Here is a 21018-nt window from a genome sequence, read left to right as displayed (position 1 = left end):
CCGGCACCCTACCGGCCGCGTGCGGGCCGGGTACGGGGAGCGGCCGGGTCGGCTCAGGCGGCCTCGGTGGATCGGGCGGAACCGGCGGCCAGCGCCAGGTCGGCCAGGTCGCGCCGGAGCGCGCCCTCGACCGCGCGGGCGGCCAGGCCACCGAGGATCAGGGCCAGCACCCGCCCGTACGCCCGGGTCGGCACCGCCTCCTGCTCGACGGTGACCTCGGTGCAGCCGCGCCGCCGCCGCTCGACGGTGCGCAGCGTCCAGGTGATCCGGTAGTCGGCGCCGGCACCGCGCGACCCGAGCACCAGGCGGCCGGGCGCGACCGCCTCGATCACCTCGAACTCCTCCGGTTCGGTGCCGCCGTCCGGCCGGACGCGGGTCTCCCGCCACACGGTGCCCGGCCCGAACCCGCCGGCGCCGAGGACCTCGACCGCGTCCACCGCCGAGAGCCAGTCGGCGCGGGCCGGGAGGTCGGTGAGCAGCCGCCACAGATCGGCGTCCTGCGCTTCGATGAATGCGGAAACCGTCACCGTCGACATGGCACCTCCCGTGTCGTACACGGTACGGGCCGTGACCGGAAACGGGGAGCCTCCCGGTGACATTTCCACCACCGGTGCCCCGGCCGGGGCACCGGTGTGTGGCACAGGAGCGGTCAACCGCGGAGCGCGCCGCCCCGCAGCGCGGTGACGAACGCGGCCCAGCCCGGCGGGCTCACCGCGAGCGCCGGACCGTCCGGGTCCTTCGAGTCGCGTACGCCCACCACGCCGTGCTCGGCGACCACGTTCGTCGCCACCTCGACGCAGAGACCCTGATCGTTCGAGCGGCTGCTGGTGCGCCAGACGGCACCGGTCAACTCGGTCATGCTCGGTCCTTCCTGTTTCGGCTTCCGCGGGTACGCCCCGGCCCGGCACCGCGGGCGGCTCCCGGCTCGACCGGGAGCCGCCGGCCGGGGCGTAGGTGATCCGGAGCGATCAACGCCGAAGGAAACGGCCCCGGTCGCACATCGGGTGCGACCGGGGCCGGTTCGGAAGGTCGGATCTCAGCGAGCCGGGAGGATCGTCCCGGTGACCTCGCCCAACGCGACTGCGGTGCCGTCTGGGCCGGGCGCGGTGGCGGTGATCGTCACCGTGTCGCCGTCCTCCAGGAACGTCCGCTCGCTGCCATCGGCGAACTTGACCGGCTCGGACCCGCCCCAGGTCAGCTCCAGGAACGAACCGACCTGGCCGCGCTCCGGACCGGAGACGGTGCCGGAGGCGTAGAGGTCGCCGGTACGCAGCGACGCGCCGTTGACGGTGAGGTGCGCGAGCTGCTGGGCCGGGGTCCAGTACATGCCGGCGAACGGCGGCTCGGCGACCCGCTCGCCGTTCCACTCGACCGACAGCGTCAGGTCCAGCCCGAGGCGCGGGGTGTCGCGCAGGTAGTCCTGCACCGGCGGGTCCTGGTCCGGCGCGGGCACGAACGCGTCGGACAGCGCCTCCAGCGGCGTCACCCAGGCCGAGACGGAGGTGGCGAACGACTTGCCGAGGAACGGCCCGAGCGGCTGGTACTCCCACGCCTGGATGTCCCGGGCCGACCAGTCGTTGACGAGCACCACGCCGAAGACGTGGTCGGCGAAGTCGGCAACCGGCACCCGCTCGCCGAGCCGGCTCGGCACGCCCACCACGAAGCCCACCTCGGCCTCGATGTCCAGCCGGACCGAGGCGCCGGTGGTCGGGCCCTGCGCGCTGGCCCGCTGGCCGGTCGGGCGGGTCACCGGGGTGCCGGAGACGACCACGGTGCCGGCCCGGCCGTGGTAGCCGATCGGCACGTGCTTCCAGTTCGGCAGCAGCGGCGGCTGGCCGGGCCGGAAGATCTGCCCGACGTTCGAGGCGTGGTGCTCGGAGGAGTAGAAGTCGACGTAGTCAGCCACCTCGAACGGCAGCGCCATCTCGACCTCGCGCAGCGGCACCAGCAGCGGCTCGACCGCCGCCCGGTGCTCCGGCTCGGTGAGCAGCTCGACGACCCGCTGCCGGACCGCCGTCCACTGCGGGCGCCCGAGCGCCATGAAGGCGTTGAGCGTCGGCCGGCCCAGCGCGCCGCCGGCCAGCACCAGACCGGCGGCCTCCGCGCCGGCCAGGTCCAGCGCGAAGTCACCGATGCGGACGCCGACGCGCGGCTCGCCCTCGCCGTGCCGGAACACGCCGTACGGCAGGTTCGTCACCCCGTACGGCGACCCTGCCACACCCGGAACCCAGCTCATGCCGTGCCGACCGGGCATGCCCTCACGGCCCTCGCTCCGCTCGGTGCGTTCGCTCATGCGGTGCAGGCCGGGCATGCCCTCACGGCCCTCGCTCCGCTCGGTGCGTTCGCTCATGCCTCAAAGCCTCCGTTCACCAGCCCCAGCCGGATCAGATCGGTAAGTGGTTCGGAGATGCTGCACGAGCCGTACCCGACCCAGAGCGGACGCTCGGCGTCGCGGTGCGCCCGGGCCGGCTCGACCACGCGTACCGGGTCGGTGGCGGCGAGCAGCTCGGCCACGCCGTCCACCTCGGCGCCCCCGACGGCGGCGAGCGTGGCGCCCAGCACGTTCACGAAACCGTGGTGGTTGAAGCCGGTCTCCGGGTCGCGGTGCCGGATCGCGTGGTGCAGTCCGGCGGTGAGCTTGAACGGCAGCTTACGGTCCCGGCACGCGCAGATCACCGCGGCCAGCTCGACCGGGGTGGGGAACAGTTCCGCGGCGAGCCCGCCGGTGCGGAACTTGGCGGCCACCGGCAGCCCGGCGGCGCGCGCCTCGGCGAGCGTGTCGAGCGCGCCCATCAGGCCGAAGGTCAGCGGGATCTCCGCGTACACGGCGGCGCCGTCGAGCCGGCCGGCGAGCGTCATCAGCTCGGACAGCCCGGGTTGCGGGTCCTCGCCGCGCTTGGCGACCGGCGCCTCGACCTGCCGGGCGGTCACCCCGTCGGGCGCGAGCGCGTCCAGCGCCTGCGGGAGCTGGTCCAGGCCGGTGTCGCCGATCAGCCCGATCACCAGGCCCTCGGCCGGGTCCACCAGGCCGCTCAGCGACCCGCGCTGGATCTCCGAGGCGGGCAGCAGCAGCGGGCCGACCATGTCCGCGTACCACGCGGTTCGGTGGGTGCGGTGCGCGATCACCGCGTCGGGCAGCGCGGCGTTGCCGGGCGGGAAGACCGCGGCGTCGTCCACCAGGCCGGAGAGGAGGCGGGGCACCTGCGTTGACACGAGACAAGAATGTACGGGACGCTACGAGGAACGGACAACAGCGTCCGATTATCGGACGCCACCGGCCGGAGAACGGGACATATCGGGAGGCGAGATGCCGTACTACCGCAGCGTCGGCGACGTGCCGCGCAAGCGCCACACCCAGTTCCGCCAGCCCGACGACACTCTCTACGCGGAGGAACTGGTCGGCCAGGAGGGTTTCTCCTCCGACTCGTCGCTGCTCTACCACCGGCACGCGCCGACCGCGATCCTCGCCGCCGAGGAGTACGCCCCGCCCACAGTCACCCGCGTGCCCAACCTGCCGCTCAAGCCGCGCCACCTGCGCACGCACAAGCTCGACGGCACCGGCGCGGACCCGGTGCTCGGCCGGCAGTACCTGCTCGCCAACGACGACGTACGCATCGCGTACGTGCTCGCCGACCGGCCGTCGCCGCTGTTCCGCGACGCCACCGGCGACCACTGCCTCTACCTGGAGGCCGGGTCGATGCGGGTCGAGTCGCCGTTCGGCGTGCTCGACGCGGTAGCGGGCGACTACGTCGTCATCCCCACCTCGACCATCCACCGCCTGGTGCCCACCGGCGACGAGCCGACCCGGCTGCTCGCCGTCGAGGCGTCCGGCCACATCGGGCCGCCCAAGCGCTACCTCTCCGTACGCGGCCAGTTCCTGGAGCACGCGCCCTACTGCGAGCGCGACGTCCGCGGACCGGACACGCCGCTGCTCGTCGACGGCGAGGAGGTGGAGGTGCTCGTCAAGCACCGCCGCGGGTGGACGAGGTACGTCTACGCCAACCACCCGTTCGACGTGGTCGGCTGGGACGGCCACATGTACCCGTGGGCGTTCTCCATCCACGACTTCGAGCCGATCACCGGGCGGATCCACCAGCCCCCGCCGGTGCACCAGACGTTCCAGGGCCCGAACTTCGTGATCTGCTCGTTCGTGCCGCGCAAGGTGGACTACCACCCGGCCGCCATCCCGGTGCCGTACAACCACCACAACGTCGACTCCGACGAGATGCTGTTCTACACCGGCGGCAACTACGAGGCCCGGCGCGGCTCCGGCATCGAGCAGGGCTCGATCTCGCTGCACCCGTCCGGCTTCACCCACGGCCCCCAGCCGGGCGCGGCCGAGCGGTCGATCGGTGCGGAGTTCTTCGACGAGCTGGCGGTCATGGTGGACACGTTCCGCCCGCTCGACCTCTGCGACGCCGCCGCCGACTGCGAGGACGACGGCTACGCGTGGACCTGGGCGCGCAAGTCCTGACGTACGCGAGAAGGGGCCGCGCCCGGCACGGACGCGGCCCCTTCGCACGCGGTCGTCAGAACGTGGACGCGTCGATGACGAAGCGGTAGCGCACGTCGGAGGCGAGCACCCGCTCGTACGCCTCGTTGATCTTCTCGGCCGGAATCACCTCGATCTCGGCGCCCAGCCCGTGCTCGGCGCAGAAGTCGAGCATCTCCTGGGTCTCCGCGATGCCGCCGATGTTCGACCCGGCGAACGACCGCCGGGCCGGGATCAGCGAGAACGCGTGCACCGACAGCGGCTTCTCCGGAGCGCCCACGTTGACCAGCGTCCCGTCCACGGCGAGCAGCCGCAGGTACGCGTCCATGTCGAGGGCCGCGCTCACCGTGTTGATGATCAGGTCGAACGAGCCGGCCAGCTCGGTGAACGTGTCCTCGTCGGAGGTCGCGTAGTAGTGGTCGGCGCCGAGCCGCAGCCCGTCCTCCCGCTTCTTCAGCGACTGCGACAGCACGGTCACCTCGGCGCCCATCGCGTGGGCCAGCTTCACGGCCATGTGGCCGAGACCGCCCATGCCGATCACCGCGACCCGGCGACCCGGCCCGGCGTTCCAGTGCCGCAGCGGCGAGTACGTGGTGATGCCGGCGCAGAGCAGCGGCGCGGCGGCGTCCAGCTCGATGCCGTCCGGGATGCGCAGCACGAAGTCCTCGGTGACCACGATGGCCTGCGAGTAGCCGCCCTGGGTCGGCTCGCCGTCCCGGCCCACCCCGCCGTACGTACCGGTGCTGCCCTTCAGGCAGTACTGCTCCAGGCCCTTGCGGCAGTTGTCGCACTCCCGGCAGGAGTCGACGAGGCAGCCGACGCCGACCCGGTCGCCGACGGCGAACTTCGTCACCGCGGAGCCGACCTCACGCACCACGCCCGCGATCTCGTGACCCACCACGATCGGGTAGCGGGTCGGACCCCACTCGCTGCGCGCGGTGTGGATGTCGGAGTGGCAGATGCCGGAGAACTTGATGTCGATGAGAACGTCGTCCGGTCCGAGATCCCGCCGCTCGATCGTGGTCGGGGCGAGCGGTTCGGTCGCGGACGTCGCCGCGTAGGCATTGACGGTGAGCACTGATTCCCGCTTCCTTCAGCCGGTGTTTCCGGTCCTCCTACCCTCTCACCGGCGAGCGAACGCGGTGAATCCGGCCACCACCGACGCGGTGATCGCCCCGACCAGCGGCAACGGGCCGCCGACCAGCGCGTACACGAGCAGCAGCACCACCGCGACGGCGGCCGCGTAGACCGGGACGACCAGGCCGCGCGACATCGCCTCCCGCAGGCCGGGCTGCCACGTCGCCGGGCGCCGCAGCAGCACCGCCACCCCGGCCACCGCCAGCACCGCGAACAGCCGGGACGCACCCGGCGAGGCCGGGGCCAGCGCCGCGACCAGCACACTCGCGATCAGGGACAACCCGGCCACCGACAGCAGGAGACGCCGGATGCCGGCGTCCACGGTCCGGACCGGGTCGGGACGGGCCACCGGCAGGTCGGCCATCGCGGTCAGGTGTTCCAGCGTCTCGGCGTACCGGCGTCGTTCCAGCCGGGCCACGCCCATGTCCTGCCCCGCCTCGCCCAGCCCTGGGTCCAGCCGCAGCGCCTCCCGGTAGGCCCGCTCGGCCAGGTCGAACAGTTGCAGCCGCACCGCGACCAGGCCCAGCACCAGGTGCGCCTCCGGCTCGTCCGGCGACAGCTCCACACCCCGCCACGCCGCGTCCAGCGCCGCCTGCCCGTTTCGCGACGCGGAGAGGACGGCGGCGGCACTGCGCTGCGCGTACGCGTCACCCGGCGCACGCGCCAGGATCTCGTCGGCGGTGGCGGCGGCGGGCTTCCAGCGTTCGAGGTCGAGCAGCGCGAACCCGCGTGCCACGAGCGCCGGCACGACCGCCCCGGCGACGGGCGTCTCTGCGCCGGCCGCCTCCTGGGCGGACGCCTCGTCGGCGGCGGCTCCGGCAGCAGGCGGCACGGCGCCCGGCACGTCGCGGGTGGGCGTCTCCGCGGCGAGCGTCCCGACGGCAGGCGGTTCAGGGGCGGGCGGGCCGCCGGCGGCGGTCACTGCGGCCTCGGCGGCGGCGAGCGCCTCGGACGGCCGGTCGGCGGCCAGGTGCATCCGGGCCAGCATGGTCAACGCGGGCACGTGCGCCGGTTCGGTCGCGATCAGCGCGGTGAGTTCGCCGATCCCCTCGTCGTAGCGCCCCAGCTCGGCGAGCAGGTGGGCGCGTTGCAGGTAACCGTCGGCGGCGGACTGGTCGGGGGCGGCGTCACTCGGCATCCCGGCGAGCGTATCCGCCCGGACCCACCGCGCCGAGGGTGCCCGGCGTCAGGCACTCCGGCAGGACACGCCCGCCCGGCCGCCGCACGTCCCCAGACTGCACCACCGGCGCAGCCCGCTCTCGTCCAGGAACAACCACCCGCACCGCCGGTCCGGGCAGACCCGCACCGTGAACCGGGCCGGATCGGCGAGCAGCTGCGCGCCGCTGAACGCGGCGGCGTGCACCGGCAGCCGCAGCCCGGCCGCCAGGTCCGGCCACCACCTGCCGCGTCCGTCGGTCTCGCGCCGGAAGACGAGCGTACGGGCGGCGGCCTCGGCGGCCCGCGCGACGGTCTCGAAGGCCGGGCCGTCGTCCGGGTCGACCAGGCTGGCGTAGAGCGCGGCGCGGAGCGTACGGGCCTCGTCGAGCACCGCCTCCGCCGCTACCGGGTCACGACGTGCGAGGTGCAGCAGGCGGTTCGTCGAGACCTCGTCCACCAGCCCGACGTGGCCGGCCCAGACGGCGAGGGTCCGGTAGCCGCGCAGCCACTCGGCGCCGGGCAACGGCGGCTCGTGCCCCCACCCGGCGAGGGTGTTGCAGAAGTCCAGGGCCGGGTGGCCGCCCACGCTCCACGGCAGGCTCTCGTCGCCGACCCGGATCTCGTGCATCGGCCGGGCGGCCCGGTCCAGCCGGTCGTCGCCCGCGAGCACCCGGCGCTGCACCTCCCGGAGGCGGGGCCCCGGCTCGACGCCGAAGTCGGCCGCGAGCAGGTCCCGGGTGGCGTTGTAGAGGCGCAGCGCGTCGGCCCGCCGGGCGCCCCGGTACAGGGCGGTCATCAGGACCGCCACGAGGTGTTCCCGCGTCGGGTGCTGGGCGGCCAGCGGCATCAGGTCGGCGACCGCGCGCGTGTGCCGGCCCAGCGCGAGCTGCGCCTCGGCCCGAAGCTCCACGGCGACCAGGCGAAGTTCCTCGACCGTGCCGTGCAGCCGGTCCCGCAGCTCGTCGTCCGCCGCGTCGGCGAGCAACGGCCCGCGCCAGAGGGCGAGCGCCCGGTCGAGCGACCGCACCCGCTCGGCGGGGTCGGCGGCACGCCCGGCCGCCCGGACCAGGTCGGCGAACTCGTCGACGTCGACCCGGTGCCCGTCCTCCTCCACCGCGTAGCCCTCGCCCCGGGTGCTGATCCGCACCCCGTACGGGTTGAGCGAGCCCCGCAGCCGCCCGATGTACGTCTGCACCGCGCTCCGGGCCGTGGCCGGCGGCCGGCCGTTCCAGAGCAGGTCGATGAGGCGGTCGGTCGGCACCACCCGGCCCACGTCGAGCAGCAGCACCCCGAGCAGGCAACGCTCCTGACGCCGGCTGCCGACCTCGACCGGCCGGCCGTCGTGGCGGGCCTCGAACGGCCCGAGCAGGCGGAACTCCATACCGAACAGGACGGGTCGGCCCAAGCCCGGGGTTGTCGCCCGACGGTGATCGCGTGGTGAGGAACCCGGCCGGCCGGGTCCGCCCGCTCGACTGTTGCCGCTCGACGCGGTGATCCGGTGGTGACCGGGCCCGGTGATGCTCGCCGCCCGGACCAGCGAGGGATGGAGTGGAACATGCGGTTCAGGATGAGCATCGTGGTGGCGAGCGTCGTGGCGGCTGTGGTCGCGGCCCTACCAGGCTCGGCGTCCGCCGCGCCGGAGCGGCATCCCGCCCCGGGTGCCTGGGAACCGGCGCCCCAGGCGCCGTTCGAGATGCCAGCGGGCGCGCGATGCGAGTTCGCGGTACGGGTCGAGCCGATCGTGGACGAGGTGCGGAAGCTGACGATCGAGACCTACCCGGACGGCACGCCGAAGCGGGAGTTGTTCACCGGCGCTCTGATCAACCGGGTGACGAACCTGGAGACCGGCGCCACCTCGACGGCGGACGCGAGCGGCACCGCCCTCGTCGTCTACCGCACCGACGGCTCGATGACCTGGTACGTGACCGGGCCGGTGCTGCTCGGCTTCCGGGAGAACGCCGGCACCCTGCCGAAGGGGCTGTGGATCGTCGACGGCCGGTTCCGGGTGGAGTTCTCCCCCACCTACGACAAGACGATCACGATGCTCCACGGCACTACCCACAACGTCTGCACCGACGTCGACTGATCGGGTGACGCGGTGGCCGGCGTCCCCGGTCACCGCGTCAGCCGGCCGGAGCCTCGTAGATCAGGGCCACCGCGATCCCGGCCAGCCCTTCCCCGCGCCCCGTGAAGCCGAGGCCGTCGGTGGTGGCCGCGGAGACGGTCACCGGCGCGCCCACCGCCTCGGAGAGCACCCGCTGCGCCTCCTCCCGGCGCGGCCCGATCTTGGGGCGGTTGCCGACGACCTGCACCGACACGTTGCCGATCTGGAAGCCCGCCGCCCGTACCCGGCGTGCGCTCTCGGTCAGCAGCGCCACCCCGGAGGCACCGGCCCACTCCGGCTGGTCCACGCCGAAGTTCGCGCCCAGGTCGCCGAGACCGGCAGCGGAGAGCAGGGCGTTGCAGGCGGCGTGCGCGGCAACGTCGGCGTCGGAGTGACCGGCCAGGCCGTCCTGGTCCGGCCAGTGCAGGCCCGCGACCCAACAGGGCCGCCCGGCCGCGAACGCGTGCACGTCGGTGCCGACAGCCACCCGAGGAACGATCATGACCAGAGGGTACGCACACCTCGGGAGAGATCTTGGTAGCAAAGGGCCCCTATGAGGGCCGTTTCGTACCAAGATCTCGAAGCCTGCGTGCCGCGCGGGCGCCGCCTCAGGCGCCTGTGGTCAGGAGGTGTTCGGCCAAGGCGAGGTCGAACGGGCGGGTGATCTTCAGGGCCAGCTCGGAGCCGGGCACGCACATGACCGCGCCGCCCTGCTTCTCGATCAACCCGGCGTCGTCGGTCAGCGCGTCACCCGCCGACCGATGGGCCGCGACCAGCACCGACCGGCGGAAGCCCTGCGGCGTCTGCACCGCCCGCAGCGCGGACCTGTCGACGGTTCCGAGCACCCGCTCGGTCGCGTCGACCTCCTTGATCGTGTCGACCACCGGCAGTACCGGGATCACCGCGTCGTGCCCGTCGCGGACCGCCGCGGCCACCGACTCGACCAGGTGGGGCGGGGTGAGCGCGCGGGCCGCGTCGTGCACCAGGACGATCTCCGGACCGGCGGGAACTGCGGCGAGTGCCGCCGCCACCGACTCCTGGCGTTCGGCGCCTCCGGGCACCACAGTCACCGGGGCCACGGGGGCGAGCATCGCGCGTACCGCCTCGACCTCGGTCGCCGGCGCGGCCACCACGATCGTGTGCACGGAGGGCGCGGCGGCGATCCGGCGGACCGCGTGTACGAGCAGCGGCTCACCGGCGAGCAGCCGGAGCGCCTTCGGGGCGCCGGGTCCGAGGCGTACCCCGGCACCTGCCGCAGGAACGAGGACCGCGACGTCACCGCGCGGATTGAGCTGCGCGGTCACGTCGCGGTCCTCGGATTCGTTCGCTGCGGGGTGGGTAGAGGCAGAGGCGTGGATCAGGCCTCGGTCAGCACCTTGTCGAGCAGCGTCTCGGCCTCGTCCTTGGTGCTCTTCTCCGCCAGCGCGACCTCGCCGACGAGGATGTCACGGGCCTTGGCGAGCATCCGCTTCTCGCCCGCCGACAGGCCCCGCTCCCGCTCCCGGCGCCACAGGTCGCGGACGACCTCGGCCACCTTCAGCGGGTTACCGGAGGCCAGCTTCTCCAGATTCGCCTTGTAACGCCGCGACCAGTTGGTCGGCTCCTCGGTGTGCGGTGCACGGAGCACGTCGAAGACCTTGCCCAGGCCCTCTTCGCCAACCACTTCGCGCACACCCACGATCTCGGCGTTCTCGGCGGGCACCCGGACCGTCAGGTCACCCTGTGCGACCCTCAGGACGAGGTATTCCCTGGGCTCGCCCTTGATGACCCGAGTCTCGATTGCCTCGATGAGTGCGGCCCCGTGGTGGGGGTAAACAACGGTCTCGCCGACACTGAAAACCATAGGTTCGAAACCCCTTTCGCTGTGTCTAGGGTAACACGCTCAGGCACCGATGTCTCACCGCTGTCCTGATCGTTGGCGCAGCTCAGGGGCCCTGTGAGAGGTATTTCTTCAGCTTGACAGGCGGTCAAACCGATGCTTTCGACACGCTCCGTGAGGAACACGTGACAACCCGGTAAGGGGTGACGGGAGCGTCCAGATCTAGGGCAATGCGCTCCTTCCATGGTAGCTCCGCAAGTCCGTCCGCGCCCAGGTGTGGCGTTACGGCGGTCGGTGCGGGACGCTGGTGAGGGACGTGACGTCCGCTCACCGAGACGTTCCTGGGGGTCCGATGGGCGTGCCTGACGCTGACGGCCAGGGGCCGCCGGACGGGCTGCCCGGCCTGCCTCCGGAGTGGGGCCGGGTGGTCGTCCCGGACGACGCCTCGGCGCTCGCCGACGAGGCCCGGCAGGTCCGCCGGGAGCTGCGCCGCGCGCGGCAGGGCTCCGGCCGGCGTGCCGTTCCGGCCCGCCTCGGGCTGCCGGTGCTGATCCTGCTCGTGTCGGTGCTCGTCACGCTCGCCGGGCTGGCCGCCGTCACCTGGCCGCGCACCACCACGCGGTCCGGCGCGCCGACGGTGCTCCCCCGCTCCACCACCGCGCCGCAACCGGTCGGCCCGCTGCCCGCGCTGGACCTGGTCGGCGCGGACGACACGCCGGTACCGCTGCGCAGCCTGCTGCCCGCCATGATCATCCTGGTCGACGCCTGCGCCTGCGCCGAGCAGGTCGGCACCGCGGCGCGCGCCGCGCCGCCCGGCGTCACTGTGGTCACCGTGACCGAGGGCCGCAGCGCCGGACCCGCGAGCGTCCCCGGGGTACGCCCGCTCGGCGACCCGGCCGGCGGCCTGCGCTCCTACCTGCACCTGTCCCCCCACCCCGGCACCGCCGCCGCGCTGCTCGTGGACCGGCAGGGCTCGCTGGTCCGGGTGGTGCCGGAGCTGGGCCCGCTGTCGGACTACGGCGCCGACCTGGCCCGGCTGGGCAGCTGACAGGCCGCCGGCTGGGCGGCTGAGCTGCCGGCCCGAGGAGGCGGGAGCTGCCGGTGCCCGGCGCGCGACAGCTGTCAGTAGAGCGCTTCGAGCCGGGCGTCCAGCTCGGCCCGGCCGCGTACACCGGTGAACCGCACCAGCACCGGCGCGCCGGTGCCGCCCAGGAAGGGCAGCTCCAGTCGCCCGCCGCAGCGGAGGAACCGCCGCGCGTCGCCGGTCCCGGTGCCGGACAGCTGCACGGCGATCGATCCGTCCCCGGAGCAGCTCACCGTCAGCCGGTAGTCGTCGCCCCGCGAGGGATTCACCTGCCGTACGACGGGCGGCCCGTCCGGCGTCAGGTCGGACGTCTCCCGCCACACCACGTGCGACACCTGGAGCACACGCGAGGTGCCGTCGTCCTCGACCCGGATCACCACCGACCGGTCCGGCGCCGTCGCCGGGGCACGGAGTGCCCGGGGCGTCGGGTCGCGCCCCGGTCGTGCCGGCCAGGCGTCGCCTGTCGACGGGTCGACCCGCCAGGTTCGGGCGACGGGTTCGGCGCTCGCGGGCGGCGCCGGCACGGCCGTGACCGCACCCGGCTCGGGTGCCGCCGACCGCCACCAGGCCGCGCCGGCCGCCAGCGCCAGAACGGTCAGGACGGTCAGCGGTACCCGTCCGTCCCGCTCGTCGGAGGCCATGACGGCAGCGTATCCGCGCGGCCCGGGCGGGGCGAGCCGTCAGCCCACCCGTTCCAGCAGCACCGCGTAGAGCGTCAGGCCCGGTCCGAACGCGAGCATCACCACCCAGCGCGGCGGCGACGGCTCCGTACGCCACAGCCGGTCCAGAATCAGCAGCACGGTCGGGGACGAGCAGTTGCCGTGCTCGGCGAGCGTCCCCCGGGAGGCAGCGAGCCCGTCCGATGGCAGCGCCAGCTCACGCTCCACCACGTTGAGGATCCGCGGACCGCCCGGGTGCACCGCCCAGCCGTCCACGTCGGAGCGCTCGCACCCGTGCCGCGCCAGCAGCTCGTCGATCAGCGTCCGCACGTGCCGGGACAGAACCTGCGGCACCTTCGGCGACAGCCCCATCCGGAAACCGGTGTCGGTGACGTCCCAGGTCATGTGATCGGCGGTGGAGGTGTCGGTGACCGAGGTGACCTCGCGCAGCGCGTACCCCCGGCCGCCGGGGACGACCACGGCGGCGACCGCGGCGTCCGAGAACAGCGCGTGGGAGACGATCTGCTGGGTGTCCACCCGGGCACCCGGCGGCTGGATGTGCAGGCTGGTCAGCTCCGCGCAGAGCAGCAGCGCCGGCCGCCCGCGAGCGGTGACGAAGTCGCTCGCCGCGCCCAGCCCGGGCAGGGCCGCGTAGCAGCCCATGTGCCCGACGAACATGCGCTGGGTGCTCGGGGACATCCCCAGATCCCGGGCGAGCAGGATGTCCAGCCCCGGGGTGGCGTACCCGGTGCACGAGCAGACGATGAACAGCCCGATGTCGGAGGCGTCCAGGCCGGCGGCGGTGAGAGCCCGGCTGACCGCCTCCTTGCCCAGCGGCAGCGCCTCGACCTGGTAGCGGCGCATCCGGCGCTCGGTCGGCCACTCCGAGACGTCCTCCAGCAGCGGGTTGACCGCCGCCTGCCGCCGGGTCACGCCCGAGTTCGCGAAGATCCGCTCGGCCAGCGCCCGGGTGTTCCCCTGGAAGTGCTTCGCGAAGAAGCCCGTCCACAGTTCGTCCTGCATCGCGGCCGGCGGTTGTGCCGTACCCAGACCCGCGATCACCGGTATGCCCACGTCCCCCACCCCTGAGCCCTCCCTCACCTCTCGCACCGACTCCTGGTCACCAACGAGGGAGCGCGCTGTCCCGGTCCGGGTCGCCGCCCAGTGCGGCGATGCCGAGCCAGTCGGCGCACACGTCGGACGTGGCCGGATGCAGCGAGCCGCAGCGGGCGTCCCGGTAGAGCCGCTCCAGCGGATGCCCGCGGCGGGTCGCCGACGTACCGGCCGCCTCCAGCATGGAGGCCGCCACCTCGGCGGCTGTGGTGCCGGCGAGCAGCTTGGCCCGCCACACCCAGCGGTTCGTCTCGGCGTCGCCGGGTGCCTCGTCGACCCGGCGGGCCGCCTCGGCGACCACCAGTTCGGCGGCGGCGGTGGCCGCGTCGGCCCGGCCCAGGCGGGCCCGCACCGCGGGCAGCCCGGCGAGGTTGCGGGCGTTGAGGTGCTCGGCCGCGGCGTCGATGGCGGCCCGGGCCACGCCGACGTAGACCGCCGCGTAGCTCGCCACCAGCCAGTGCGGCATGAGCTGGGCGACGACCAGGGCCAGCCCTTCGACGCCGCCGAGCAGCCGGTCGGCCGGGACCGTCACGTCCAGGTGCACGTCGTGCGAGGAGGTGGCCCGCATGCCGAGCGAGTCCCAGGTGGGCTCGACGGTGATCCCCTCTCCGGCCGGGACCAGGAACTGCGACACCACGGACTGGTCGGCGGCGCTGCGGGCGGCCACCAGGTAACCGTCCGGGTGGCCTGCGCCGGAGCAGAACGTCTTGCTGCCCTTGATGTGCCAGCCGCCGTCGACCGGCTCGTAGGCGGTGCTGAGCTGGGACAACCGGGCGCCGGCGCCGCGTTCGCTCATCGCCACCGCGTACCAGGCGCCGTCGGCAGCCGCGCGCAGCAGCCGGTCCCGCGCCGCCAGCGCCTCGTCCGGTACGCCGAGCGCCTCGGCCAGTTCCTCGGTGACCGCGCCGAGCGCCCCGGTGACCGAGGCGTGCATGTTGAACACCAGCGCGGTCGCGCCGTTGCCCCGGGCCAGCTCGGTGGCGACAGCGGCGTACTCGGCGAAGCTCGCGCCCGTGCCGCCCAGCTCGGGGGGCACCATCAAGCCGAACAGCCCTGCTGCCCGCAGGTCCGCGAAGTCGGCCACGGGGAACGAGCCGTCGCGGTCGTGCTCGGCCGCGCGGGCGGCCAGTCGCGGCGCCAACCGGCGGGCCGCCTCCAGCGCGTGCACAGTCATGTCGCCCCCTTCTCGGCGTCCTTTACCCCGGGCGGCCCCGGCTACCCGCCCCGGCGCCCCCAGCCCTGGTACAGCACCGCCGTCGACCGGGTCGGCACGATGCGCGGTTCGGTCCTGCCCGGACGGTCGGCGCCGCCGCGCATGCGGCGCAGCAGCCAGGCCAGCGTGCCGCCCAGCTCCGGCCGGACCCCGCGCACCGTCAACGACACGCCGTGCCGGGCACACTCGGCGACCAGCGCGCGGGCGTCGACGAACAACCGCGGGTCGTGGATGCCGCGCGGCACTGTGGGCAGCCGTTCGCCCAGCTCCACAGCGATCAGCCGGGCCGGCAGCGTGTCGTTGAGCGTGTCCAGCACCAGCAGGCCGCCCGGGCGCAGCAGCCGGCACGCCTCGGCGACCGCCCGCCGCCAGTCCGGCACGTGCTCCAGCAGCTCACCGGCGGAGACCACCGCCGCGCAGCCGTCGGCCAGCGGCACCGCCGTCGCGTCGGCCTGGACCACTGTCACGCCGTGCGCGGCGGCCTGGTCGAGCGCGGAGCGGGTCAGGTCGACCCCGACGTGGCGGTAACCCTTGCCGGCCAGGTGCGGCGCCAGCAGCCCGGCGCCACAGCCCAGGTCGACGAGCAGGTCGTCCGGGGTGGACGCCGCTGGTACCAGCGCCGCCCGGGCCCGGGCCAGCCAGTGCAGCATCGCGAACGCGCCGTCCGGCCGCCACCACTCGCCGGCCAGGTCGTCGTACTGCCGGGGGTCGTTCGGCGGCAGCACCCGGTACGGAGTGGACACCGGCGACGCGTCGGGCATGCGTCGAGCGTGGCACGACTGCCCGGTAACGACCAGACTTCCCTTATGTCGACACGGGTGTTAGGGCTGGTCAGGGCGAGCCATCCGGAGCCCGCGGCGGCGGTCACGGTGGTCGCCGCGCTGCTCGCCGCCGGTGTCGGGCACTCGGCGGCGGGTGTCGTGCTCGTGGCGCTGACGGTGCTGGCAAGCCAGCTCGCGGTCGGGTGGAGCAACGACCTGATCGACGCCGAGCGGGACGCCGCTGTGGGGCGTACCGACAAACCGGTGACCACCGGCGAGGTCGCCCGTCCGACGCTGGCCCGGGCCACGGCGGTGGCCGCCGTCGCCGTGCCGGTGCTCGCGCTGGCCGGCGGCCCGGCCGCGGCGGCCTGCGCCACGCTGGGCCTCGTCTCCGCGCTGCTCTACAACCGGCCGCTGAAGTCGACGCCGGTGTCGGTGCTGCCCTACGCGGTCTCGTTCGGCGCGCTGCCCGCGTTCGTGGTGCTGGCGCTGCCCGGCTCGCCGGTGCCCCCGGCCTGGCTGGTGGCCGCCGCCGCGCTACTCGGCGCCGGCGCGCACTTCGCGAACGTGCTGCCGGACCTGGCCGACGACGCCCGGACCGGGGTGCGCGGCCTGCCGCACCGGCTCGGGCCGGTGGGCAGCCGGCTGGCCGCCGCCGGGCTGCTGCTCGCGGCCACCGTCGCGCTGGTCCTCGGCCCGCCCGGGCCGCCGTCGTGGACCGGCCTGTCGGCGGTCGCCGCCGCCGTCGCCGTGCCGGCGGTCGGCTGGTACGCGGGACGCGCGACAGCCGGACGCTCGGCGACCGCCTTCCGGGCGGTCCTGGTGGTGGCGCTCATCGATGTGGTGCTGCTGGTGACGAGCGGCCGGGTGGTCTGAGGAGTCCACTCCGAGGTGGCATTGCCGGGTCCGCGTGCGGGCCTCGATCAGCTCCAACTACCCTGGAGCGCGGTCTGCGCGGGTATGGCCACCCCGTGCCCGGTGGTCGACCGGGCGGGGATCGTGACGAGGAGGACCGACGTGACGCGCTCGATCAGGGGTTCCCGGGGGCCGGCCCTGCTGCTGGCCGGCACGGCGGCGGCGAGCCTGCTGCTGTCCGGGTGCGGCGCCGGGCAGATTTCCGAGACCGCCAACAAGATCCCGTCGGTACAGGGCGTCAACGTCCAGACCTCCGACAACCTCTTCAAGGTGCGCGGGCTCTACGTGCAGTTCCCGGGCCCGAAGGGTTACGAGGCCGGGTCGAACGCGCCGGTCAACGTGGTGATCTACAACGACAGCGAGAAGCCGGTGACAGTGACGGTCACCACCGACAGCGCGCGGGAGATCGTGCTCACCGGCTCCGGCGCGGGTGAGAGCGGCGCGGCCACCCCGACCGGTTCGCCCACCGAGCCGGTCACCACCTCGCCGACCGCGAGCGACCCGAGCGCGTCGCCGAGCCAGTCGCTGGAGGTGACCGGGTCGCCGTCGGCCAGCCCGTCGCCGAGCGAGAGCGAGTCCGCGCCCGCCGGTCAGCCGGCCCGGATCGAGATCCCGGCCCTCAGCTACGCCCAGCTCAACGCCGGCAACCCGCGGTTCCTCCAGCTCGTCGGCCTGAACGAGAAGCTGCTCGTCGGCCAGCAGGTCAACCTGACCTTCGACTTCGGCGACGGCAGGGTCGTCAAGACCCCGGCGCCGATCGGCATCCCGCTGACCCCGGAGGCCACGCCGTCGAAGATCGTGAACCCGCGTGAGCACGCGGGTGAGGACGGCGGCGCCGAGGGCGGCCACTGACCTCTCCCCTCCTTCCGTCGGCACCGCCGCCGTGGCCAGCGCCACGCCGGCGGTGTCGCCGTTTCGGGTGGGCTTTCGTCGTACGGGCCGGTTAGCGTCCGGTGGTGACCACGCCCCGATCGACCCCCTCCCGTGCCGGCGCCGGCCGCGGTCGCGCCGCCACCCGCGAACCCCGCCCGGCCTACGAGTGCGACGCCTGCGGCCACCAGCCCCCGAAGTGGGTGGGCCGGTGCCCCGAGTGCGGCGAGTGGGGTTCGGTGGTCGAGTGCACGGTCACCGGCCCGATGGTCTCCGGCCGGGTAGTCAGCTCGCGGATGCCGGCCGAACCGGCCCGGCCGATCGCCACGATCAGCGCCGCGCCGGCCCGGGCCCGTCCCACCGGTGTGAGCGAGCTCGACCGGGTGCTCGGCGGCGGCCTGGTCCCCGGCGCTGTGGTGCTGCTCGCCGGTGAGCCCGGGGTGGGCAAGTCGACGCTGCTGCTCGACGTGGCCCAGCAGTGGGCGGCCGGTGCCGGCAGCCCGTCGCTGGTGGTCAGCGGCGAGGAGTCGGTCAGCCAGGTGCGGCTGCGCGCCGAGCGGATGGGCACCCTGCACGACCAGCTCTATCTGGCCGCCGAGAGCGACCTGTCGGCGGTGCTCGGCCACCTCGACGCGGTCAAGCCGGGGCTGCTGGTGCTCGACTCGGTGCAGACCATCTCGACCACCGGCACCGAGGGCGTGCCGGGCGGCGTCACCCAGGTCCGCGCGGTCACCGCCGCCCTGGTCGCGGTGGCCAAGGAGCGCGGCATCGCCACCGTGCTGGTCGGGCACGTCACCAAGGACGGCCAGGTGGCCGGTCCTCGCGTGCTGGAGCACCTGGTCGACGTGGTGCTGCACTTCGAGGGCGACAAGCACTCCTCGCTGCGCATGGTGCGCGGCGTGAAGAACCGCTTCGGCGCGGCCGACGAGGTGGGCTGCTTCGAGATGCACGAGGGCGGCATCAGCAGCCTGGCCGACCCGTCCGGCCTGTTCCTGACCCGCTACTCCGAACCGGTGCCGGGCACCTGCGTGACGGTGGCGATGGAGGGGCGCCGGGCGCTGGTGACCGAGGTGCAGGCGCTGATCGGGGCCACCGTGGCCGGCTCGCCGCGGCGTACCGTCTCCGGCCTCGACAGCGCCCGGCTCGCGATGGTCCTCGCGGTGCTCCAGCGCCGCACCGAGCGGCTCACGCTGCACGACCGGGAGGTCTTCGCCGCCACCGTCGGCGGCATCCGGGTGGTGGAGCCGGCGGCCGACCTGGCGGTGGCGCTCGCTGTCGCCTCCGGCGGGCTCAACCTGGCGCTCAACCCGCATCTGGTGGCCATCGGCGAGGTGGGTCTCACCGGCGAGGTCCGTCGCGTCGGCGCGGTGCCCCGGCGGCTGGCCGAGGCCGCCCGGCTCGGCTTCCGGCTGGCTCTCGTGCCGCCCGGGTGCGGGCCGGAGAGCAGCGGCGCCGGGCCGGAGAACATGCGCGTGATCGAGGTCACCGACGTGCGTGCCGCACTCCAGGCGGCCGCCCGCGCGTCGGCGGAGTGACACGGTGGCATCCGCCGGGCGTTTCCGGGCAGGCCACGCAGGCCACGCAGGCCACGCCGACCCGCCCGAGCCGGGCATCGTGACACATCACAGTAACCACGAGAGCACCCACCGCATGGCAGTCCGTAGACTGTGCCCGTGCCGATCGACCGCGATGCCACCAAGCCCGCAACGGCGACGCCGCACGCCCGTACCGGCGCCGTGAGCGGCAACCCCGCTCGTGCCATCAGCGTGAGCGTCAACGGAAGCGTCGGCGGCGGGGCCGGCGCCGATCCGCTGCGCGCCAACCTCGCCCTGATGGCTCCCGGCACCGCCCTGCGGGACGGCCTGGAGCGGATCCTGCGCGGCCGCACCGGCGCGCTGATCGTGCTCGGCTACGACAAGGTGGTCGAGCAGATCTGCACCGGCGGCTTCCCGATGGACGTGGAGTTCTCCGCCACCCGGGTCCGTGAGCTGTGCAAGATGGACGGCGCGGTGGTGCTGTCCAGCGACGGCACCCGGATCGTGCAGGCCGGCGCGCACCTGATGCCGGACCCGTCCATCCCCACCGAGGAGTCCGGCACCCGGCACCGCACCGCCGAGCGGGTGGCCCGGCAGACCGGCTACCCGGTCATCTCGGTCAGCCAGTCGATGCGGATCATCAGCCTCTACGTCAACGGTCAGCGGCACGTGCTCGACGACTCGGCGGCCATCCTGTCCCGCGCCAACCAGGCGCTCGCCACGCTGGAGCGCTACAAACTGCGGCTGGACGAGGTCTCCGGCACGCTCTCCGCGCTGGAGATCGAGGATCTGGTCACCGTCCGCGACGCGGTGGCGGTGGTGCAGCGGCTGGAGATGGTCCGGCGGATCGCCGACGAGATCGCCGGCTACGTGGTGGAGCTGGGCACCGACGGCCGCCTGCTGGCCCTTCAGCTCGACGAGCTGATGGCCGGCGTGGACGCCGACCGCACTCTGGTCATCCGCGACTACCTGCCGACCGGCCGCAAGTCGCGCACGCTCGACGAGGCGCTCGTCGAGCTCGACCTGCTCAGCGCCACCGAGCTCATCGACCTCGTGGCGGTGGCGAAGGCGATCGGCTACCCGTCCGCCTCGGACGCGCTCGACGCGGCGGTCAGCCCGCGCGGGTTCCGCCTGCTGGCCAAGGTGCCCCGGCTGCCGGTCGCCGTCGTCGACCGGCTGGTGGTGCACTTCGGCAGCCTCCAGCGGCTGCTCGGCGCGACTGTGGAAGACCTCCAGGCGGTCGAGGGCGTGGGCGACGCCCGCGCCCGCGGTGTCCGCGAGGGCCTGTCCCGGCTCGCCGAGGCGAGCATCCTCGAACGGTACGTCTGACCGACCGCTCAGCCGGTGATGGTCAGCTTCACCGGCTCGCTGATCTTGGTGCCGACGCGGGCGAACACCTGGTACGCGCCGATCGCGGCGAAGTCGCCGCCGGCCAGCCCGCTCGCGCACCTGTTGTCCAGCCGCCCGTTCCAGCCCAGCTCGTAGGAGCGCTCGAAGTTCGGCGTGAACGACTGGACGTCCGAGCCCTTGCCGGTGCCGCAGGTGTCCGACGACCAGATCTTCTCCGCGCCCGACTTGACGTACAGCTCCTGGAGGTCGGCGCCGACGTCGCGGCTGCACGTACGGTTCGACACGTTCTTGACCTTCAGGCGCAGCGTGACCACGGTGCCCCGCTGGGCGGTGGGCGGCACCGCGACCGGCGTCACCAGCAGCTCGGAGTCGGTGCAGGTGCCGTCGTCGGAGACCGGCTGACCGGTCGCGCCACCGTTGCCGGTGCCGCCCCCGTTGTTCGCGCCCCCGCCGTCGTTCCCGCCGCCGGTGTTCTCGCCGCCTGTGTTCCCGCCGCCGTTGTTCGCGCCGCCGCCCCCGGTGTCGCCCGGTGCCGGCGACGGGCTGCCCGACTGCGGAGTCAGCACCGAGCCGGACGGGTCGGGCTGAGCCCCGGCGGAACCGGTCGGGGACGGGTCGGTGCCCGGCGCGCCGGTGTTGCGATCCGTACCGGTGCAGGAATACAGCAGGACAATCAGGAAGAGCAGCCCCGCTCCGAGCACGACGGCACGACGCCGCCAGTACACGGCAGGGGGCAGGGGGCCGACCGTCAGACGCATGATGCGCCTACCGTAGCCGCGCGGCGCACGGCTCGCCGGTCCGACGCGCC

22 protein-coding genes are annotated in these 21018 nt (G+C 74.1%); 7 read left to right on the top strand and 15 right to left on the bottom strand.

The features are described 5' to 3' along the window. Nucleotides 1-53: 53 nt before the first annotated feature. The 4 genes from FHX31_RS32035 to FHX31_RS32020 all read right to left on the bottom strand — a co-directional run bounded on the left by FHX31_RS32035 (nt 54) and on the right by FHX31_RS32020 (nt 3213). Nucleotides 54-536 (bottom strand): SRPBCC family protein, encoded by a 483-nt coding sequence (locus FHX31_RS32035; protein ID WP_184977693.1) that lies wholly within the window; start codon nt 534-536, stop codon nt 54-56. Between the two features lie 113 nt (nt 537-649). Beyond that, nucleotides 650-859, bottom strand: coding sequence for a DUF397 domain-containing protein (locus FHX31_RS32030; protein WP_013288927.1), 210 nt, complete (start codon nt 857-859; stop codon nt 650-652). Nucleotides 860-1036: 177 nt separating this feature from the next. Further along, the gene (gene fahA, locus FHX31_RS32025) at nt 1037-2236 is read right to left on the bottom strand and encodes a fumarylacetoacetase (RefSeq protein WP_047893213.1); all 1200 of its coding nucleotides are present in this window, start codon (nt 2234-2236) and stop codon (nt 1037-1039) included. Between the two features lie 110 nt (nt 2237-2346). Further along, the gene (locus FHX31_RS32020; RefSeq protein WP_184977692.1) at nt 2347-3213 is read right to left on the bottom strand and encodes a hypothetical protein; all 867 of its coding nucleotides are present in this window, start codon (nt 3211-3213) and stop codon (nt 2347-2349) included. 94 nt (nt 3214-3307) lie between these two features. On the opposite strand from FHX31_RS32020, the gene FHX31_RS32015 reads away from it, so the two are divergent. Next, nucleotides 3308-4474: a homogentisate 1,2-dioxygenase gene (locus FHX31_RS32015; protein WP_184977691.1), complete on the top strand. Its 1167-nt coding sequence runs from the start codon at nt 3308-3310 to the stop codon at nt 4472-4474. Between the two features lie 55 nt (nt 4475-4529). Here FHX31_RS32015 and FHX31_RS32010 read toward each other — a convergent pair whose 3' ends face one another. From FHX31_RS32010 to FHX31_RS32000, 3 genes are read right to left on the bottom strand one after another with little or no spacing between them, the layout of a single operon-like run. Further along, nucleotides 4530-5570 carry an NAD(P)-dependent alcohol dehydrogenase gene (locus FHX31_RS32010; RefSeq protein WP_184977690.1) on the bottom strand — a complete coding sequence of 347 codons (1041 nt, stop codon included), beginning with the start codon at nt 5568-5570 and terminating at the stop codon, nt 4530-4532. A gap of 45 nt (nt 5571-5615) precedes the next feature. Then, a complete protein-coding gene (locus FHX31_RS32005) occupies nt 5616-6767 on the bottom strand; it encodes a tetratricopeptide repeat protein (RefSeq protein WP_013475030.1) in 1152 nt (383 codons plus the stop codon). Between the two features lie 48 nt (nt 6768-6815). Next, complete coding sequence (locus tag FHX31_RS32000) at nt 6816-8192, bottom strand: BTAD domain-containing putative transcriptional regulator (RefSeq protein ID WP_236619411.1); 1377 nt, start codon at nt 8190-8192, stop codon at nt 6816-6818. Nucleotides 8193-8342: 150 nt separating this feature from the next. On the opposite strand from FHX31_RS32000, the gene FHX31_RS31995 reads away from it, so the two are divergent. Then, nucleotides 8343-8873 (top strand): hypothetical protein, encoded by a 531-nt coding sequence (locus FHX31_RS31995; RefSeq protein WP_013475028.1) that lies wholly within the window; start codon nt 8343-8345, stop codon nt 8871-8873. A 37-nt stretch (nt 8874-8910) separates the two neighbouring features. Here the strand turns inward: FHX31_RS31995 and ispF are convergent, their stop codons facing one another. The 3 genes from ispF to FHX31_RS31980 form a co-directional block, all read right to left on the bottom strand. Beyond that, complete coding sequence (ispF, locus tag FHX31_RS31990; protein ID WP_013288935.1) at nt 8911-9393, bottom strand: 2-C-methyl-D-erythritol 2,4-cyclodiphosphate synthase; 483 nt, start codon at nt 9391-9393, stop codon at nt 8911-8913. A gap of 106 nt (nt 9394-9499) precedes the next feature. Next, a complete protein-coding gene (ispD, locus tag FHX31_RS31985; protein ID WP_184977689.1) occupies nt 9500-10195 on the bottom strand; it encodes a 2-C-methyl-D-erythritol 4-phosphate cytidylyltransferase in 696 nt (231 codons plus the stop codon). 53 nt (nt 10196-10248) lie between these two features. Continuing rightward, a complete protein-coding gene (locus tag FHX31_RS31980) occupies nt 10249-10734 on the bottom strand; it encodes a CarD family transcriptional regulator (protein WP_013288937.1) in 486 nt (161 codons plus the stop codon). 328 nt (nt 10735-11062) lie between these two features. On the opposite strand from FHX31_RS31980, the gene FHX31_RS31975 reads away from it, so the two are divergent. After that, nucleotides 11063-11758 carry a hypothetical protein gene (locus FHX31_RS31975; RefSeq protein WP_184977688.1) on the top strand — a complete coding sequence of 232 codons (696 nt, stop codon included), beginning with the start codon at nt 11063-11065 and terminating at the stop codon, nt 11756-11758. 74 nt (nt 11759-11832) lie between these two features. Here the strand turns inward: FHX31_RS31975 and FHX31_RS31970 are convergent, their stop codons facing one another. From FHX31_RS31970 to FHX31_RS31955, 4 genes are read right to left on the bottom strand one after another with little or no spacing between them, the layout of a single operon-like run. Beyond that, nucleotides 11833-12435 (bottom strand): hypothetical protein, encoded by a 603-nt coding sequence (locus FHX31_RS31970; protein WP_114919051.1) that lies wholly within the window; start codon nt 12433-12435, stop codon nt 11833-11835. 39 nt (nt 12436-12474) lie between these two features. Further along, a complete protein-coding gene (locus FHX31_RS31965) occupies nt 12475-13536 on the bottom strand; it encodes a type III polyketide synthase (RefSeq protein ID WP_047893201.1) in 1062 nt (353 codons plus the stop codon). 37 nt (nt 13537-13573) lie between these two features. After that, nucleotides 13574-14740, bottom strand: coding sequence for an acyl-CoA dehydrogenase family protein (locus FHX31_RS31960; RefSeq protein WP_091330654.1), 1167 nt, complete (start codon nt 14738-14740; stop codon nt 13574-13576). A gap of 41 nt (nt 14741-14781) precedes the next feature. Next, nucleotides 14782-15540, bottom strand: coding sequence for a methyltransferase domain-containing protein (locus tag FHX31_RS31955; protein WP_013475022.1), 759 nt, complete (start codon nt 15538-15540; stop codon nt 14782-14784). Between the two features lie 45 nt (nt 15541-15585). Between FHX31_RS31955 and FHX31_RS31950 the strand changes: the two genes are divergently transcribed. From FHX31_RS31950 to disA, 4 genes are all read left to right on the top strand, one after another. Beyond that, nucleotides 15586-16416: a UbiA family prenyltransferase gene (locus tag FHX31_RS31950; RefSeq protein WP_013288943.1), complete on the top strand. Its 831-nt coding sequence runs from the start codon at nt 15586-15588 to the stop codon at nt 16414-16416. Nucleotides 16417-16557: 141 nt separating this feature from the next. Further along, nucleotides 16558-17307 (top strand): hypothetical protein, encoded by a 750-nt coding sequence (locus FHX31_RS31945; protein ID WP_013475021.1) that lies wholly within the window; start codon nt 16558-16560, stop codon nt 17305-17307. A gap of 104 nt (nt 17308-17411) precedes the next feature. After that, nucleotides 17412-18860, top strand: coding sequence for a DNA repair protein RadA (radA, locus tag FHX31_RS31940; RefSeq protein ID WP_030272015.1), 1449 nt, complete (start codon nt 17412-17414; stop codon nt 18858-18860). 138 nt (nt 18861-18998) lie between these two features. Then, complete coding sequence (gene disA, locus FHX31_RS31935) at nt 18999-20189, top strand: DNA integrity scanning diadenylate cyclase DisA (RefSeq protein WP_013288946.1); 1191 nt, start codon at nt 18999-19001, stop codon at nt 20187-20189. Nucleotides 20190-20197: 8 nt separating this feature from the next. Here the strand turns inward: disA and FHX31_RS31930 are convergent, their stop codons facing one another. Then, a complete protein-coding gene (locus FHX31_RS31930; RefSeq protein WP_013475019.1) occupies nt 20198-20968 on the bottom strand; it encodes a hypothetical protein in 771 nt (256 codons plus the stop codon). Nucleotides 20969-21018 lie beyond the last annotated feature (50 nt).

The sequence above is a fragment of the Micromonospora sp. CNZ286 genome, from assembly GCF_014207755.1.
Note: the sequence above shows the minus strand (reverse complement) of the source record. Positions and strands in the feature narration are given on the sequence as shown.

Coding starts and splice junctions, on each gene's coding strand:
- FHX31_RS32035 (WP_184977693.1), bottom strand. CDS start 536: ATGTCGACGGTGACGGTTTCCGCATTCATCGAAGCGCAGGACGCCGAT.
- FHX31_RS32030 (WP_013288927.1), bottom strand. CDS start 859: ATGACCGAGTTGACCGGTGCCGTCTGGCGCACCAGCAGCCGCTCGAAC.
- fahA (WP_047893213.1), bottom strand. CDS start 2,236: ATGAGCTGGGTTCCGGGTGTGGCAGGGTCGCCGTACGGGGTGACGAAC.
- FHX31_RS32015 (WP_184977691.1), top strand. CDS start 3,308: ATGCCGTACTACCGCAGCGTCGGCGACGTGCCGCGCAAGCGCCACACC.
- FHX31_RS32005 (WP_013475030.1), bottom strand. CDS start 6,767: ATGCCGAGTGACGCCGCCCCCGACCAGTCCGCCGCCGACGGTTACCTG.
- FHX31_RS31995 (WP_013475028.1), top strand. CDS start 8,343: ATGCGGTTCAGGATGAGCATCGTGGTGGCGAGCGTCGTGGCGGCTGTG.
- ispF (WP_013288935.1), bottom strand. CDS start 9,393: ATGATCGTTCCTCGGGTGGCTGTCGGCACCGACGTGCACGCGTTCGCG.
- FHX31_RS31980 (WP_013288937.1), bottom strand. CDS start 10,734: ATGGTTTTCAGTGTCGGCGAGACCGTTGTTTACCCCCACCACGGGGCC.
- FHX31_RS31975 (WP_184977688.1), top strand. CDS start 11,063: ATGGGCGTGCCTGACGCTGACGGCCAGGGGCCGCCGGACGGGCTGCCC.
- FHX31_RS31970 (WP_114919051.1), bottom strand. CDS start 12,435: ATGGCCTCCGACGAGCGGGACGGACGGGTACCGCTGACCGTCCTGACC.
- FHX31_RS31960 (WP_091330654.1), bottom strand. CDS start 14,740: ATGACTGTGCACGCGCTGGAGGCGGCCCGCCGGTTGGCGCCGCGACTG.
- FHX31_RS31955 (WP_013475022.1), bottom strand. CDS start 15,540: ATGCCCGACGCGTCGCCGGTGTCCACTCCGTACCGGGTGCTGCCGCCG.
- FHX31_RS31950 (WP_013288943.1), top strand. CDS start 15,586: ATGTCGACACGGGTGTTAGGGCTGGTCAGGGCGAGCCATCCGGAGCCC.
- FHX31_RS31930 (WP_013475019.1), bottom strand. CDS start 20,968: ATGCGTCTGACGGTCGGCCCCCTGCCCCCTGCCGTGTACTGGCGGCGT.